Annotated in this window: 12 protein-coding genes; 6 read left to right on the top strand and 6 right to left on the bottom strand. The window is 61.5% G+C overall.

Annotated elements, in window-relative coordinates; genetic code table 11:
- Positions 1–115: 115 nt before the first annotated feature.
- From ACSQ2A_RS14160 to ACSQ2A_RS14135, 6 genes are all read right to left on the bottom strand, one after another.
- Positions 116–739 (bottom strand): ribbon-helix-helix domain-containing protein, encoded by a 624-nt coding sequence (locus ACSQ2A_RS14160; protein WP_436072749.1) that lies wholly within the window; start codon positions 737–739, stop codon positions 116–118.
- Complete coding sequence (locus ACSQ2A_RS14155) at positions 729–2,057, bottom strand: HlyD family type I secretion periplasmic adaptor subunit (RefSeq protein ID WP_436072748.1); 1,329 nt, start codon at positions 2,055–2,057, stop codon at positions 729–731. The genes ACSQ2A_RS14160 and ACSQ2A_RS14155 overlap by 11 nt, the downstream gene beginning before the upstream one ends.
- Positions 2,054–4,198, bottom strand: a complete 2,145-nt coding sequence (locus tag ACSQ2A_RS14150; protein ID WP_295414997.1) for a type I secretion system permease/ATPase — start codon at positions 4,196–4,198, stop codon at positions 2,054–2,056. Before ACSQ2A_RS14150 ends, ACSQ2A_RS14155 begins: the two co-directional genes overlap by 4 nt.
- Before the next feature lie 108 nt (positions 4,199–4,306).
- Complete coding sequence (locus ACSQ2A_RS14145) at positions 4,307–5,710, bottom strand: TolC family protein (protein WP_295414996.1); 1,404 nt, start codon at positions 5,708–5,710, stop codon at positions 4,307–4,309.
- 28 nt (positions 5,711–5,738) lie between these two features.
- A complete protein-coding gene (locus ACSQ2A_RS14140; RefSeq protein ID WP_295414995.1) occupies positions 5,739–6,101 on the bottom strand; it encodes a hypothetical protein in 363 nt (120 codons plus the stop codon).
- A 363-nt stretch (positions 6,102–6,464) separates the two neighbouring features.
- Complete coding sequence (locus tag ACSQ2A_RS14135; RefSeq protein WP_436072747.1) at positions 6,465–6,947, bottom strand: NUDIX hydrolase; 483 nt, start codon at positions 6,945–6,947, stop codon at positions 6,465–6,467.
- A 262-nt stretch (positions 6,948–7,209) separates the two neighbouring features.
- On the opposite strand from ACSQ2A_RS14135, the gene ACSQ2A_RS14130 reads away from it, so the two are divergent.
- The 6 genes from ACSQ2A_RS14130 (at position 7,210) to ACSQ2A_RS14105 (ending at position 14,486) form a co-directional block, all read left to right on the top strand.
- Positions 7,210–8,163 (top strand): sugar-binding transcriptional regulator, encoded by a 954-nt coding sequence (locus ACSQ2A_RS14130; protein WP_436072746.1) that lies wholly within the window; start codon positions 7,210–7,212, stop codon positions 8,161–8,163.
- 191 nt (positions 8,164–8,354) lie between these two features.
- Positions 8,355–9,665 (top strand): ABC transporter substrate-binding protein, encoded by a 1,311-nt coding sequence (locus ACSQ2A_RS14125; protein WP_436072745.1) that lies wholly within the window; start codon positions 8,355–8,357, stop codon positions 9,663–9,665.
- Positions 9,666–9,876: 211 nt separating this feature from the next.
- Positions 9,877–10,749, top strand: coding sequence for a carbohydrate ABC transporter permease (locus ACSQ2A_RS14120; protein WP_295414992.1), 873 nt, complete (start codon positions 9,877–9,879; stop codon positions 10,747–10,749).
- A gap of 191 nt (positions 10,750–10,940) precedes the next feature.
- The gene (locus ACSQ2A_RS14115) at positions 10,941–11,771 is read left to right on the top strand and encodes a carbohydrate ABC transporter permease (RefSeq protein ID WP_436072744.1); all 831 of its coding nucleotides are present in this window, start codon (positions 10,941–10,943) and stop codon (positions 11,769–11,771) included.
- A gap of 226 nt (positions 11,772–11,997) precedes the next feature.
- On the top strand, positions 11,998–12,996 hold the full coding sequence (locus tag ACSQ2A_RS14110; RefSeq protein WP_353921794.1) for an ABC transporter ATP-binding protein: 999 nt from the start codon (positions 11,998–12,000) through the stop codon (positions 12,994–12,996).
- Positions 12,997–13,010: 14 nt separating this feature from the next.
- Positions 13,011–14,486: a mannitol dehydrogenase family protein gene (locus ACSQ2A_RS14105; protein ID WP_436072743.1), complete on the top strand. Its 1,476-nt coding sequence runs from the start codon at positions 13,011–13,013 to the stop codon at positions 14,484–14,486.
- Position 14,487 lies beyond the last annotated feature (1 nt).

Genomic DNA, 14,487 nt, shown 5'->3' with positions numbered 1-14,487 from the left:
TGACCTCAATTGGTATCAATGGTCGAATACATATCCGGATATGCTAGAATACAAGTTATTTACTTAACCTTAACTTCACCAGCATACTGGGATATGTTGTTCGACCTCAACAGCTTCAGTGGCTGATGAAACCCACCAGAATGGGGTGGGAAATGGTCGGCGGGATGACGATGCGGGCCTGGGTGCGGTGCTCGTGATTGTCGAGCCGGATCGAAATTCCGCATTCGACCGCAGTGCCCGGCGCGATCTCCGCAAAGAGGGTTTCGGCTGCCTGATCGAGCTTCAACTGCGCCTTTTCGACCGGTCCGGTCTTGGAGAGGGCGTTGCGCAGATAGCGCACAAATTCCTCGTTGACGCGCACCAGCGTTTTCGCGCGGTTGAGGGCGAAGGAGGGCAGGGGCGCCAATTGCATCAGCTTGACGAGCGCCAGGGGCGCGGTCAGCGGCGCGAGGGCGGCGTCGCGGTCGAGCAGGCGTTTGACCACCGCGCTGCGAATGGTGCTCGACAGGTTCGCGCCAATGCCCCGGTCCAGAACGACCAGGTCGCGAACCAGGTCCGTGGTCTTGCGCCCTTCATGCTGGGCGAGGCGGGCAAGGCCATCCCAGAACGCGGCTTCCAGCCTCAGCGCATGCCGGCCTGAAGGCGTGTTGATGGTGCGGAAGACAGGGATCGCCCAATCTGCTGCGCCTTCGGCGGTGGCTTCCGGTTCTCCATCCTGGTCGTCGACATTATCGTTCAATCAACGCCTCCTGCTGCACCTTGTTGATTGGCTTCAGCAAGTATTGGAGGATCGAGTGGCGACCGGTGATAATGTCGACCGTGCTCACCATTCCCGGCAGGATTTGAAGTTGCTGGCCCCTGTAGTCGAGCGCGGTCTCTTCGGCGCGCACCGTGACGAGATAATAGGTTTCGCGCGTGTTCTGGTCGACGATACTGTCGGCGCCGACATTGTCGACCACGCCCTCGATGCCGCCATAGATTGAAAAGTCATAGGCGGAGAATTTTATGCGCGCCAATTGCCCCGGAATGACGAAGGCGACGTCGGCCGGCTTCAGCCGTGCTTCCACGAGGAGAAAGTCGGATTTGGGCACGATGTCGAGCAGCCTGGCGCCAGCCTGCACCACGGCGCCGATCGTGGTCACGTCGATGCTGTTGACGATGCCATCCACAGGCGAGCGGATTTCGGTGCGGCTCACCCGATCGGTGGCGCCGCGCAGCTGCTGTTCGGCGCTGGCCAGTTCGGCACGGCGTTGCGTCAGCTCGGACAGGGCCTCCTGGCGGAACTGACGGTCGGCCTGCTCCACCTGCAATTGTGCTTCGCGCAGGGCTGCGTTCAGGCGTCCGGCGCTTTCCTCGGATGCTGCGATCTGGCCGGTGATGTCGGCAACTTCCGCTTGCAGCGTCAGGAGATCGGTCTGCGCTGCGAGCCCTCGTTCCGCCATCGGCGCGATCAGGTCGAGGCGCTGCTGGGTGATGTCGAGGCTGTTCTGCAGCCGGGTCTTGTTGGCGGCGAGCTCATTGATCTCGCGCTGGCGCTGTTCGACGCGCTGCGCCAACACGTCGGTAGTGCTGGTCAGATTTTCGAGGCGCGACTTCAAAAGGGCAATTTCGGCGTCGCAGACGTCGGGGGCCTGCAGGGCCACAAGGTTCGGGCAGCGATAGAGATCGATCGGCAGGCTTTCGCTTTCAACGCGTAGCCGTTCCGCCTGCGCCTGCAGCGCCAGCACCCGCGCCTCGACTTCGCCGGCGCTCGAAGCGGTCGTGGTGTCGTCCAGCCGGATCAGCAATTGTCCGGCCGATACCTGCTCGCCCGAGCGAACGAGAATGTCGCTGACGACACCCGGCTCGGCGCTCTGGATGATCTGGGTCTTGCCCGAGGGAATGACCTTGCCTTCTGCGCGGCTGATCTGGTCGACTTCAGCCCAGTTGGCCCAGAGCAGGAAGGCAGAAAGCGTGGCGGCCACGATAACGATGACATAAGTCCAGGAGCGCGGCGGCTTTTCGACCGGCAGATAATAGTCTCGTGCCTTCTGGTTTCCTGGCCCAAGCGAGTTCATGCGCCTTCTCCCCGGCTGCGAAGCTGGGTGAGAACCTCGTCCTTGGGGCCGTCGGCGATCAGCCGGCCGTTGTCGATGACGAGCAGGCGCGACACCAGCGACAAGAGGCTATAGCGATGCGTGGCGATCAGCACGGTCTGGTCGGGCGTCATGCTGGTCTCGAGGTGCTTGATCAGCTGGCGCTCGGTGGCGAGGTCCATGGAGCTGGATGGTTCATCGAGGAAGAGAATCTTTGGCTCGACGAGCATGGCGCGCGCCAGGGCGATCGCCTGGCGCTGCCCGCCCGAGAGCAACATGCCGCGTTCGCCCACTGGCATGTCATAGCCCTGCGGATGACGGGAGACGAAGTCTTCGACGCCGGCACGCCTTGCGGCGGTGAGCAGCCGTTCCTCGGTGGCCCCGGGATCGCTCATCAAAATGTTGTCGCGCACGCTGCCGTTGAAGAGTTCGGGGTCCTGGACCACGAAACCCACGGCGCGGCGCAGATCGTCGGGGTGGTATTGGTCGATGTCGATGCCATCGATCGACACCTCGCCTTCGCTGGCGCGGTGGAAGTTGACCATCAGGCGACCGATCGTGGTCTTGCCTGAGCCGATGCGGCCGATAATGCCAACTTTTTCGCCCGGCTTGACCGCGAAGGAGACGCCATCGAGCACCATGACCTTGCTGCCTGGATAGGCGAAGCGGATCTTGTTGAACGACATCCGCCCGGTCTGCACGACGCGCTGGGTCTGGTTCTGCCGGTTCGGCCGCTCGTCGGGCAGCTTCATGATGGAGTCGACCGTCTGGTAAGCCTCCATCGCCGTGCGGGCGCGCAAGAGCGTTGCGGCAATCAGCCCGATCGGGGCGATCAGCCGGTTGGACAGCATCATGGCGGCGATAATGGCGCCTGTTGTCACTTCCCCGGTGGTGAAGGCATAGGAGCCGCCCACAATGATGCCGACCAGCGAGAGCTGAGACAGCGCCGCGGTCGAATTGGTGGCGATCGATTGCAGCATGCGCAACTGATCCTGCGTGTGCGATGAGGCGAGCACGGCAGCCTCCCAGCGGCGCAGCAATTGCCCTTCGGCGCGAGACGCTTTGACGGTCTGGGCGCTGGTCAGCGCTTCGACGAGAACAGCGTTACGCGCGGAAGACTCTGCCAGCGCCGACTTCACCGCCCGCCCCGAGAGGATGCCAACGACCAGCGTCATGACCAGGGCTATGACCCCGGCAATGAGCGGGAAAACCACCAGCCAGCCGACCAGAAGCGCGATGATATAGGCAAAAATCCCCAGGAACAGGGCGTCGACGAACATGACCAGCGTGCTGGCGGCGACGAATTCGCGCAGCACTTCATATTGTCCGATGCGGCTGACAAAGGCGCCAGTCGAAGCGGGACGGTTCGCCATGGGTGTGTTGAGCACCCGATCAAACAGGGCCGAGGACAGGCGGAAGTCGATGGAGCGCCCGACAAATTCGATCACGCCGGCCCGCGCCAGTTTCAGCAACAGGTCGAATATTGACACCATCGCCACACCGATGGCCAGCACCCACATTGTGGTCTGGGCCGAGTTCGGCAACACCCGGTCATAGACGTTCATCGTGAAGAGCGGGAAAGCCAGCGCGAAAACGTTGATGAAGGCTGCGGCCAGCAGAACGTACCAGATGCTCAGCGTGTGCCCGCGCACCACCGACCAGAACCAGTGGCCGCTGCGGGCAAAGCGGTGGCCGGAATAGTCCTGTACATTCTCGAAATTGGGGAAGGGGCAGAGGAAACTGGCAACGCGTCGAGCGCCAAGCGTCCTTGCGTCGACATTCTGTTCGACGCCGACCAGGGGATCATAGACCCGATACATGCGCCAGCCGATCTTGCGCAGGATCACCAGCGGCGGACGATCACCCGGCAGCAGGATGGCGGGAAAATCATAGTCCTTGAAACGGGACAGGGCCTCGTTGACCGGGCGGACCGTCACACCGATGCGGGCAAAGGCTGCCTCGATCAGGCTGACATCCATCAGCCCGTCCTTGAGCGGCAGGCCCGCCGTCAATGTGGATGGCGAGTCGGCTTTACGCCAGGCGCGGGCAAGAAAGCGAACGCAATCGAGAACGGGATCCTGGCTCCCATTCCCTGGCATATCGGCAGGGGTAACGGCGGACATGGCTATCCTGCCGCTCTGATATTAAGCATGGTGCACTTCCGGACAGGCCCACGACAGTCCAATACTAACGCATGGACTTGTCCAAAAGGCGCAAACATAGCGCCGAACTTAGTTTCCGAGTGTCGGAATGGTTAACGGAGACAGCGTGCGCGGCTCCGAATCTTCCCAGGATTTCGCGTCTATCGCAGCGCGTGAATCGGCCACTGCGGTCTGGTGCGCCTGAACGCCCAGGAAGCCCAGCAGGCTACCGCTTGCAGCTAGCACGCGATATTCCGCGAACATCACGCTGAAGCGCGCGGTTTCGCGCAGGATCTGCACATTGACGCGCGTATTCTGCGCATCGAGCACGTCGAGCAGCGAGCGTTCGCCGATCTTGAACTGATCGCGATAGGAGGTCACGAGTTCGGCCGAGGAATTGAGCTGCTGGTCATAGACCGAGGCCAGCTCGCCCTGGCTCTGCAGGCGCAGCCAGGATTCACGGATCGCCTGCTCGACTTCGCGGACCGTCTGGTCATAGACGAGCTTGGCTTCGCTTTCGCGGCGAATTTCTTCCTGAACCGCGGCGGCCTTGATGCCGCCGTCATAGATATTCCAGCGCATCGACAGCTTGAGGCTTGCATCGCTGGTGAATTCGTCCGTACCGGAAATGTCGTAGCCAGTGCTGGCGCGGCCTTCGAGCAGAAGCTTGGGGCGCAGGCCGGCTTCGGCCTGGTCGACCAGCGCCGAGGCGGCGTCGATATCGGCGGCGGCCGTCATGGTCCGCGGATTGTTCAGGATACCCTTGGCGATCGCGATTTCGAGCGAGTTCGGAATGGAGCCCTTGGCGCGGGCAGGCGAGTTTACCGCGCCCGGCATCAGGCCGACAAAGGATTTGAATTCGATCTGGGCCGCCGCCAGCTCGACGCCGGCTTCGGTCAGGCGAGCGCGTGCCGCCGCGAGACGTTCGATCGACTGGAAGCGATCCGCCTCCGTCAACTGGCCGCTTTCGATGGCCGAAGCCACGTCGCCGACGATGCCTTCATGGAAGGTCACGTTCTGGCGGCTGAGGTCGACGATCTGCTGCTGCAGGATGATCTGGTAGTAAACGCGGACGATCTGCAGCGCGACAAATTCGCTGCGCTCAAGAACGCGATAGGAAGCGCTGTCGACGCGCGCCGACTGGCGCAGCAGTTCGGCATCGCGGAAGCCGCCGTCATAAAGGTCGAACGAGGCAACGACGCCGACCTGCGAGGGGTAGAGAGCATCGTCATCGAGGCCCGCAGCGCGGCGGGATGGCGAACTCAGCATCTGAATGCCGGTGGATGCTTCAAGGTCGATCCGCGGCGCATAAAGGCCCTGGGCCTGGCGCAGCTCGAAACCGGTCGCATCATGGTTCTGAATGGCCTGGCCGATCTGCGGGTTGCTCTCAAGGGCAACCTGAACGGCATCGCGGAGGCTCATGGCGTTGGCGCTGATTGGCGCCAGGAGAGTTACGCCCGATAGTAGCAGCGCCTTAAGCAGAGAATTCTTCATCGAATGTTACTTTCTGCAAGCCGCGGATTTACTTGAGCGAAACAAAACGCTGATGGAAGCAGTCGCACTTGCCGACCGACTCCTCATCAATATTGCCGCCGTTGAGATAACCAATTGCCGCAGTGCACGCCCAGCGGGTTTCCATGGCCCAGGTGAAAGCCTGCCGTCCGGATGCCTGCACGCGCGGATCGTTCATGCCAGCCTCGGCATTCTGGAAGTTGTCCCAGAGCGTTTGCTTGATGACCTCGCGCGGCTGCGATGGCAGCGTCGACTGCGTGTAGCTGACGCAGCTGGCGCTGCGATAAATGTTCAAATCCGCGGCTCCGGCGCTCCCCGCCAGAACAAGACCGCCAGCAACCAACACGGGTCGCAGCAAAGACTTTACCGTCATGTTCGTTTTGTCCCCAAACTAAGCAACTTTTACTTGTGGGGGCGAACTTGCGCAAGTTCTCTCGGCCGGTTGCCACTTTTTTAACCAAGGCGCGATGCGCAATCGACACACTTGCAGAAACTGCGAATACCCTTGGGGGAGCGGAAAAAATCCGCAGGCGTTACCTATCTATCAGTAAATGCAGCAGGTTTTTCGGTTGGGGGCGAATACTTGGGCGAAATAGCATTGGGCTGGCCCGATCGCGGTTTTGCACGGAATGAGAAGTATTTGCGCGGGTTTTTGCGCCAAGCATTTTTCTGCCGCTCTCCTCATCAACAGAAATCTTGTGCCCGTGCTGCCCTGAGCGCGTCGGAATCGCCGCCTCTAGAGCGCGATTGCCTGGGCCCGATGAGCTTCCGGCAGGATCACGCGGCCCGCTGCCAGATTGGCGAGAAAGCGCGCCAGGTCAGGCTCATGGGCCGCCTCGGCGGCCTCGTGCGGCGACATCCAGCAGCGCTGGCGTTGACCCTTTTCTTTCCAGCCCTTTCGCTCGCGCGTGACTGCAAGGGGGAAGATCACGGCCTGGCCGGGCGTGCTGGTCCCATCGCTGAAAAGTTTCGAATAGCGGTACGAGCCGATTGCCTGTGCATCGACGACGCCCTCGACACCGGCCTCTTCGAGCGCCTCCTGGCGTGCCGATTCAGCTTCGCTCAGGCCCTTCATTGGCCAGCCCTTGGGCAGCATCCATTTTCCATTGGTGCGCGAGGTGATGAGCAATACCGAAAGCGAGCCATCGGCTTCGCGTCGCCAGGGCAAGGCGGCGACCTGATGGCAAAGAGCGGAAATGGCGGGTGCGGTATTCGCCATGAAGGTTCCCGAAAGGCATCGACTCAACGCCCGAACAAGAGTGCGCCCCATTGCAGGGAAAGGCAATGCACACGCGTTCATTCGAACATTCACGTATGTTCAGCGCTTTGCGGCAGAGCCTCGGCAAGCGGCCATGCGCCCGTGTCCACTGCGCGGTCGAGAGGCGCGGGATCGTCGTTTTGGTATTTCGCTTCCACGCGCCGGCGCACTTGCCCTTTGCCGCCAATCGCGCTTAATCGCGCGACGGACAAGGTGACGACCAATGGCTGCGCGACAAGAGAACACTGCCACCCGGCTCGACGACGCCGCCCGCGCCGGCTGGCTCTATTATGTCGCCGGCAATACGCAGGAAGAGATCGCCGCCAAGATGGGTATTTCGCGCCAGTCGGCGCAGCGCCTCGTCTCGCTCTCGGTCAGCGAGGGCCTGATAAAGGTCCGCCTCGATCACCCCATCGGCCGCTGCATGGATCTCGGCGCGCGCCTCAAATCCCGCTTCGCGCTCGATCTCGTCGAAGTGGTGCCCTCGGACCCGGCGAGCGACTCCACCACCATTGGCGTCGCCGAAGCGGGTGCCGCCGAAATCGAGCGCTGGCTGATGCGGCCCGAGTCGATAACCATGGCCATCGGTACCGGCCGTACGCTGAAAGCCGCCATCGAGCAGATCCAACCCATGGAATGCCCGCAGCACAAGGTCGTGTCGCTCACCGGCAATATCGCGCCCGATGGCTCCGCCGCGTTCTACAACGTCATCTTCAACGTGGCCGATACGGTGAAAGCCCGCAGCTTTCCCATGCCGCTGCCGGTCATTGCCTCATCGGCGGCCGAGCGCGAAATGCTGCATCGGCAACCGATGATCAAGGCGACCCTGGCCCTTGCCGCCGAAGCCAATGCCACCTTTGTCGGCATCGGCGATCTCGGCCCCAAGGCGCCGCTGCTGCTCGACAACTTTATCTCCGAAGCCGACCACAAGATGCTGCAGAAGGCCGGCGCGGTCGGCGAAATCTGCGGCTGGTGCTTTGATGCCGAAGGCCGGCTCATCGAGGGCCTGATCAACGATCGCGTTGCTTCGGCGCCCATTCCGTCGCGCGAATCAAGCCTCGTCGTCGGTCTCGCTATGGGCCGACACAAAGCGCCTGCCATCCGCGCCGCGCTCAATCGGCGGCTGGTCAATGGTGTCATCACCGACGAGCGCACGGCCGAACTGCTGCTGGCATAGCGACTTGAGCAAGTGCTCGACTAATTAGTCTTTTGCTTAATCTCTGTCGGCCCTGACTTTCCCAGGTTTCCTGTGTCGTGAGGTACGTGCTGCATATTGCCAGCACGCCACCCCTATTGACATATCTGCTCAGTAAGTGAACATTTGCCCACGACAGGAGCAAAAACTCGCTTCGTCTTGGGAGGACTTCAATGAAACTGACACCCCTTTTCGTGGGCGCGATGACGCTTGCCCTCGTCGGCTCGGCTTCGGCGCAGACGCTGACCATCGCCACGGTGAACAATGGCGACATGATCCGCATGCAGGGTCTATCGAGCGCCTTCACCGAAGAGACCGGCATCGAACTCAACTGGGTCGTGCTGGAAGAAAACACGCTGCGCCAGAACGTCACGACCGACATCGCCACCAATGGCGGCCAATACGACATCATGACCATCGGCACTTATGAAGCGCCGATCTGGGCCAAGCAGAACTGGCTCAAACCCCTCGACGGCCTCTCCGCCGATGCCGAATATGACGTCGACGACCTGCTCCCCGCCATCCGGGGCGGCCTTTCGGTCGATGGCAAGCTCTACGCCGCCCCGTTCTATGGCGAGAGCTCCTTCATCATGTATCGCACCGACCTGATGGAAAAAGCCGGCCTCACCATGCCGGAAGCCCCGACCTGGGAATTCATCGGCGAAGCCGCCCGCGCAATGACCGATCGGGCCAATGACATCAATGGCATCTGCCTGCGCGGCAAGGCCGGCTGGGGCGAGAACATGGCCTTCCTGACGGCCATGTCCAACTCCTTCGGCGCCCGCTGGTTCGATGAAAACTGGCAGCCGCAGTTCGACAGCGAGCAGTGGAAGAATACCCTCGATACCTATCTCTCGCTGATGGCCGATGCCGGCCCGGCCGGCGCCTCTTCCAATGGTTTCAATGAAAACCTGACGCTGTTCCAGCAGGGCAAGTGCGGCATGTGGATCGACGCCACCGTCGCCGCGTCCTTTGTGACCAATCCCACCGACTCCACCGTTGCCGACAAGGTCGGATTTGCCCAGGCGCCCGATACCGGCCTTGGCAAGCGTGGCAACTGGCTCTGGGCCTGGTCCCTTGCCATCCCCGCTTCCTCGCAGAATGCCGAGGCGGCCGAGCAGTTCATCAACTGGGCAACCAGCAAGGACTACCTCGCGCTTGTTGCGGAAAAGGAAGGCTGGGCCAACGTTCCCCCGGGCACCCGTACCTCGCTTTACGAAAACCCGGACTATCAGGCCGCGGCACCTTTCGCCGCCATGACCCTGGCGTCGATCAATTCGGCTGATCCGACGAACCCGACCGTAGATCCGGTCCCCTATACGGGTGTGCAGTTCGTGGCCATTCCCGAATTTGCCGGTATCGCCACCAATGTCGGCCAGCTCTTCTCGGCCGCACTTGCCGGTCAGATGTCGGCTGCCGACGCCCTGACCCAGGCCCAGGACGCAACCCTGCGCGACATGACCCGCGCCGGGTACATCAAGTAGACCTCCCGACGACTGCCGCCCGACCGATTGATCCCCTCTATCGGCCGGGCGGATTTTTCCAAAAGCCGCGTTCATACAAAGACTGTCCAAAACCACCGGGTCATTCCCGCGAAAGCGGGAATCTCCGTTCCGGTGCGGAGCAAACAGGGGTTCCCGCTTTCGCGGGAATGACACCGTGGCCTTGGCCACACCGGGAGGAAGTCGCAAAAGAATGGCCACCAAACAAACTCGCGCCTTGGCGCGCACCATGATGGCGCCTGCCGTCATCGTGCTCTTCATCTGGATGATCGTGCCGCTGGTCATGACCCTGTGGTTCTCGTTCCAGAACTACAGCCTGATCAATCCGATGATGACGGGCTTCGCCGGCTGGGCCAACTACGTCTATGTCATCGGCGATCCAAGCTTCACTCAGGCTCTCGTCAATACTCTGATCCTGGTGGGTGGCGTTCTCATCATCACCATCGTCGGTGGCACTTTCCTCGCGCTCCTGCTCGATCAGCCGATCTGGGGGCAGGGGATATTGCGCATCCTCGTCATTTCGCCCTTCTTCGTCATGCCGCCCGTCGCAGCGCTGATCTGGAAAAACGGCTTCATGCATCCCGGCTACGGCATGCTCGGGCATCTGTGGAAATTCTTCGGCCTGCAGCCAGTCGACTGGTTCAACCAGTATCCGCTGTTTTCGGTCATCGTCATCGTCGCCTGGCAGTGGCTGCCGTTCGCGACACTGATCCTTCTCACCGCTTTGCAATCGCTCTCGGAAGAACAGCGCGAGGCCGCCGAAATGGACGGCGCCAATGCCGCCAACCGTTTCCGCTACATCATCCTGCCGCACATGGCGCGGGCGATCACCATCGTCGTGCTGATCCAGACAATCTTCCTGCTCGGCATTTTTGCCGAAATCCGCGTCACCACCGGCGGCGGCCCCGGCTATGCCTCCACCAATATCGCTTTCCTAGTCTTCCGCACCGGCATCCTGTCCAACGACATCGGCGCCGGTTCCGCGGGTGGCGTGGTGGCCGTCATCATCGCCAATATCGTCGCCATCTTCCTGATGCGCGCGGTGGGGAAGAATCTCGATGCTTGAGTTCGCCAACACCCCCACCCTCATTCCCTCCCCACGGTGCCTGCGCCGGAAACGCGCAAGCGCGTTGTCCGGTGGGGGAAAGAGGCGCAAGTCTCAGTCGTCTCGGTTCCATCTTCTCCCTCCCCCTTGTGGGGAGGGATCAAGGGTGGGGGTATCCCTCCACTCACTCAGTGCAGCAGGAGGTCAATAACATGGCCCGCCGCGTCCCAACCTCCACCAAAGTCGGCTTCACCGTCCTCGCCTGGGCGGTGGCCCTCCTGCTGTTCTCGCCGATCCTCTGGACCCTGCTCACCGCCTTCAAGACCGAGGCCGAGGCTATCGCCGCGCCGCCCACGTTCTTCCCGCAGAACTTCACACTCGAAAACTTCGAGGCCGTCCAGGATCGCTCCGACTATTTCAAGCACGCCTGGAATTCGATCGTGGTCTCGGTTGGTTCGACCCTCCTGGGGCTCATCATCGCCATCCCGGCGGCCTGGTCGATGGCCTTCGCGCCATCGAAACGCACCAAGGACATCCTGATGTGGATGCTCTCCACCAAGATGATGCCGGCCGTCGGCGTGCTGATCCCGATCTACCTGATCTTCCGCGACCTGCGCCTGCTCGACACCGTGCATGGGCTGACGCTGATCATGACGCTGATCAATCTGCCGATCATCGTCTGGATGCTCTACACCTACTTCAAGGAAATCCCGGTCGATATCCTTGAGGCCGCCCGCATGGATGGCGCCGAACTCTGGAATGAGATCGTTCACGTCCTTGTGCCCATGGCCGTGCCCGGCATCGCCTCGACGCTGCTGCTCAACGTCATCCTCGCCTGGAACGAAGCCTTCTGGACGATCACCCTGACCTCGGGCCGCGCCGGCACGCTGACCGCCTTCATCTCATCTTTCTCGTCGCCGCAGGGCCTGTTCCTCGCAAAACTCTCCGCCGCCTCGCTCCTTGCTATCGCCCCCATCCTGCTGCTCGGCTGGTTCAGCCAGAAACAGTTGGTTCGTGGCCTGACCTTTGGTGCGGTGAAATGAGGGGGTTCTGCTTCTTCGCCTCTCCCCTCGAGGGTGAGGTCGGCGCGCAGCTTACCGAGTTTGCATTTGCGAATTCGGTTGGGGTGAGGGGGCCTTCCCCCGACCTCCGTCAGAGGGTCCCCGCACTCCGCCCTCTTCGCCATAGGGGCAGGGAGCAAACGGCGATCTTGCCGCGTGCCACCCAAGCCTCTCATCTTTTGATTTCGCTCAGGTAAGGACCAAAAACATGGGTTCCATCACCCTCGAACACGTCAACAAGTCCTTCGGCGAAGTCCAGGTCATTCCGGACATCTCGCTCGACATCAAGGATGGCGAATTCGTCGTCTTCGTCGGCCCATCTGGCTGCGGCAAGTCCACGCTGCTGCGCCTGATCGCGGGCCTCGAAGACACCACTTCGGGCATCATCAAACTCGACGGCCAGGACGTCACAGACGCAGCGCCTGCCAAGCGCGGCCTTGCCATGGTCTTTCAATCCTATGCGCTCTATCCGCACATGAGCGTCAGGGACAACATCGCCTTCCCGCTGAAGATGGCAAAACTGCCGCCCGAGGTGATCGCGCAAAAGGTCGACTACGCGGCGCGCACGCTCAACCTTGCGTCCTATCTCGATCGTCGCCCGCGTGCGCTCTCCGGCGGTCAACGCCAGCGTGTCGCCATCGGCCGCGCTATCGTGCGTGAGCCAAAGGCTTTTCTCTTCGACGAGCCCTTGTCCAACCTCGACGCGGCGCTGCGCGTCAACATGCGCCTCGAAATCACCGAACTGCACCAGCAGCTCAAGACCACGATGATCTACGTGACCCACGACCAGGTGGAAGCCATGACAATGGCCGACCGCATCGTGGTGCTCAATGCCGGCAATGTCGAACAGTTCGGCTCGCCGCTCGACCTCTACAAGAAGCCCGCGAACCGCTTCGTCGCCGGCTTCATCGGCTCGCCGAAAATGAACTTCGTCGATGGTGCCGAGGCCGCCAAACATAACGCCCATTCCATCGGCGTGCGCCCCGAGCACTTCAAGCTCTCGACCACCGAAGGCGCCTGGAAGGGCACGGTCGGCGTTGCCGAACAGCTCGGCTCCGACACGTTCCTCCACGTCCAGACCGACGGCCTCGGCCTCATGACCATCCGCACCGACGGCGACCAGACTTTTAAGCACGGCGACGTTGTCTACCTGACACCCGACGCGACCCGCATCTATAAGTTCGACGCCGCCGGAAAGGCGATCTGAAAGACATAAGTGCCATGACCACCAAGCTCTCCGCCGCCAATCTCGACGCCATCAAATCAGCCGCGGTTCCCCGCTACAGCCGCGCCGATCTCGCTCCCGGCATCGTCCATTTCGGCGTGGGCAATTTTCATCGCGCCCATCAGGCTGTCTATCTCGATGCACTGTTCAACCTCGGCGAGGGCCACGACTGGGCCCTCATCGGCGCCGGCGTGCGCGAGACCGACGAGGCCATGCGCCAAAAGCTCTCGGCCCAGGATTGGCTCACCACCGTCGTCGAGCAGGAAGCCGACAGTAGCTCCGCCCACATCACCGGCGTGATGATCGACTACCTGAAGCCCGGCGACAGCGCCGCCGTCATCGCAAAACTCGCTGACCCGGCCATCCGTATCGTCTCGCTGACCATCACCGAGGGCGGCTACTATATCGACCCGGCGAGCCAAAAGTTCGATCCAAAACACCCCGACATCGCCTATGACGCGGCGCATTTCGACGCGCCTAAGACTGCCTTCGGCCTGATCCTCGCTGGTCTCGTCAAGCGCCGCGATGCCGGTCTGCAGCCATTCACCGTGATGAGCTGCGACAATATCCCCGGCAATGGCCATGTCACCGAAAACGCCGTCGCCGGCCTTGCTGCCCTGATCGATCCCGCGCTCGCCGCCTGGATCAAATCTTCGGTCGCCTTCCCCAATGGCATGGTCGATCGCATTACCCCGGCGACGTCGGACCGCGAGAAGAAACTTCTCGCTGATAATTTTGGTATCGACGACGCCTGGCCGGTCTTCTGCGAAAACTTCAAGCAGTGGGTACTCGAAGACAATTTCCCTGCCGGCCGCCCGGCGCTCGAAAAGGTCGGGGTGCAGTTCGTCCCTGATGTCGCGCCCTATGAGCACATGAAGATCCGCATCCTCAATGGTGGCCACGCGACCATCGCCTATCCGGCGGGTCTCATGGATATCCACTTTGTTCATGAAGCCATGGAGAATCCGCTGGTCGCCGCCTTCCTCAAGAAGGTCGAGACCGAAGAGATCATTCCCGTCGTGCCGCCAGTGCCCGATACCGACCTCAACGACTATCTCGCGCTCTGCGAAAAGCGCTTCGCCAATCCCAAGATCGGCGACACGATTCGACGCCTTTGCCTCGATGGCTCCAATCGCCAACCGAAATTTATCATTCCTTCCGCCTTGGACAGGGTCAACGCCAACAGTCTGCTAACCGGACTGGCCCTCGTGAGTGCCCTTTGGTGCCGCTATTGCTACGGCACGACAGACAGCGGCGCGGTGATCGAACTGAACGATCCGAACTGGGATCGCCTCACCGCACAATCCAAGAAAGCCAAGGAAAATCCGGCCGCCTGGCTCGAAATGGCAGACATTTACGGCGACCTCGCCAAGGCGCCCAGTTTCATCGCCGCCTTTACTAAGTCTTTGAATTCTCTGTGGACGCAGGGGACGAAGGCCACGCTCGAAGCCTATCTGGCTGATCGACTTTAGC

Origin of the sequence: Devosia sp. LjRoot3, assembly GCF_964252865.1 — a bacterium.
Taxonomy (GTDB): Bacteria; Pseudomonadota; Alphaproteobacteria; order Rhizobiales; family Devosiaceae; genus Devosia.
Note: the sequence above shows the minus strand (reverse complement) of the source record. Positions and strands in the feature narration are given on the sequence as shown.

What these genes read in the sequence shown, in the direction of transcription:
- ACSQ2A_RS14155 (WP_436072748.1), bottom strand. Translation starts at nt 2,057, where the DNA reads ATGAACTCGCTTGGGCCAGGAAACCAGAAGGCACGAGACTATTATCTG.
- ACSQ2A_RS14150 (WP_295414997.1), bottom strand. Translation starts at nt 4,198, where the DNA reads ATGTCCGCCGTTACCCCTGCCGATATGCCAGGGAATGGGAGCCAGGAT.
- ACSQ2A_RS14145 (WP_295414996.1), bottom strand. Translation starts at nt 5,710, where the DNA reads ATGAAGAATTCTCTGCTTAAGGCGCTGCTACTATCGGGCGTAACTCTC.
- ACSQ2A_RS14140 (WP_295414995.1), bottom strand. Translation starts at nt 6,101, where the DNA reads ATGACGGTAAAGTCTTTGCTGCGACCCGTGTTGGTTGCTGGCGGTCTT.
- ACSQ2A_RS14135 (WP_436072747.1), bottom strand. Translation starts at nt 6,947, where the DNA reads ATGGCGAATACCGCACCCGCCATTTCCGCTCTTTGCCATCAGGTCGCC.
- ACSQ2A_RS14130 (WP_436072746.1), top strand. Translation starts at nt 7,210, where the DNA reads ATGGCTGCGCGACAAGAGAACACTGCCACCCGGCTCGACGACGCCGCC.
- ACSQ2A_RS14125 (WP_436072745.1), top strand. Translation starts at nt 8,355, where the DNA reads ATGAAACTGACACCCCTTTTCGTGGGCGCGATGACGCTTGCCCTCGTC.
- ACSQ2A_RS14120 (WP_295414992.1), top strand. Translation starts at nt 9,877, where the DNA reads ATGGCCACCAAACAAACTCGCGCCTTGGCGCGCACCATGATGGCGCCT.
- ACSQ2A_RS14115 (WP_436072744.1), top strand. Translation starts at nt 10,941, where the DNA reads ATGGCCCGCCGCGTCCCAACCTCCACCAAAGTCGGCTTCACCGTCCTC.
- ACSQ2A_RS14110 (WP_353921794.1), top strand. Translation starts at nt 11,998, where the DNA reads ATGGGTTCCATCACCCTCGAACACGTCAACAAGTCCTTCGGCGAAGTC.
- ACSQ2A_RS14105 (WP_436072743.1), top strand. Translation starts at nt 13,011, where the DNA reads ATGACCACCAAGCTCTCCGCCGCCAATCTCGACGCCATCAAATCAGCC.